The sequence below is a fragment of the Paenisporosarcina sp. P4_E4_2 genome (genome assembly GCF_056401595.1).
Map to the genome: position 1 here is coordinate 1 of NZ_JBFUJC010000542.1, position 1,245 is coordinate 1,245.

Below are 1,245 nucleotides of genomic sequence, written 5' to 3' on the forward strand. Positions count from 1 at the left end.
TGATAAACCATACCTTTCGCCTCCAGTTGCTCCTGTTTTATACATTAAACCCGAAAATACATTGAATCGATATGGAGCAGGCATACCGGTTCCTAAAAGCGAATCGAAACTTGAAATGGGTGCTTCACTTGGAATTGTCATCGGCAAAACAGCAGTTGCGGTAACGGAAGAAACAGCAATGGATTATGTGGCAGGCTATACGATCGTTAACGACGTGAGCGTTCCGCATACAAGCCTATTTCGACCAGCTGTACAACAAAAATGCCGCGATGGATTTTGTCCAATCGGACCATGGGTTATTGATAGGGACGAAATGAAAAATCCGGATGATGTAACCATCCGTGTGTTCATCAACAATGAACTGCGACAGGAAAATTCAACAAAGAATTTAATTCGCCCCGTTGCCCGTTTACTTGCTGACGTGACTGAATTTATGACATTGAGTCCAGGAGACGTATTGCTCGTAGGGGTACCAGAAGATGCGCCACTTGCAATAGTCGGAGATAAAGTCCGGATTGAGATAGAGGGTGTCGGCAAACTAGAAAATGTACTGGTTGACGAAGAATCTTTCAACCGGAGGTGGGCGCAATGAGAGCAGCACGGATATCCTATGGCGGCTCTATCCATCAAGCGATTGAATGGGAAGGCAGCCTGAAGCTTGATGATGGACGGATTGTTGAGGAAAGTGAAGTTGTCTGGTTGACGCCAATCGTCCCGCGTACTGTATTTGCTTTAGGGCTTAACTACGCGGATCATGCAGCCGAACTGGCATTTGATGCACCATCAGAACCATTGGTTTTTCTGAAGGGACCGAATACGTTTATCGGCCATAATGCAAATACCCGTCGCCCTTCGGACGTCTCGTACATGCATTATGAATGTGAGTTGGCTGTAATAATTGGAAAGACTGCTCGCAATGTAAAAAAAGAAGAGGCTTATCAGTATGTCAAAGGTTACAGTGTAGCAAATGATTATGCGATTCGGGATTATCTTGAAAATTATTACCGTCCGAATTTGCGTGTCAAAAACCGTGATACGTGTACACCATTTGGTCCTTGGCTCATCGATGCGAATGATGTGGCCAATCCGATGGAATTGAAGTTGACTACACATGTCAATAACAAGCTTGTTCAAGAAGGAACGACAGCGGATATGATTTTTGATATTCCGACGCTCATAGAATATTTAAGCAGCTTCATGACATTGAGTGAGAATGATGTCATTCTTACAGGCACTCCTAAAGGG

2 protein-coding genes are annotated in these 1,245 nt (G+C 44.3%); both read left to right on the forward strand.

Features of this window, described 5'->3' with window-relative positions; translation table 11 throughout:
• Positions 1-592 (forward strand): fumarylacetoacetate hydrolase family protein (locus AC1DSB_RS19540; protein ID WP_477587444.1); only part of this gene is annotated, 592 nt, incomplete at its 5' end.
• On the forward strand, positions 589-1,245 hold a 657-nt coding region (locus AC1DSB_RS19545), incomplete at its 3' end, for a fumarylacetoacetate hydrolase family protein (protein ID WP_477587445.1). The genes AC1DSB_RS19540 and AC1DSB_RS19545, both read left to right, overlap by 4 nt.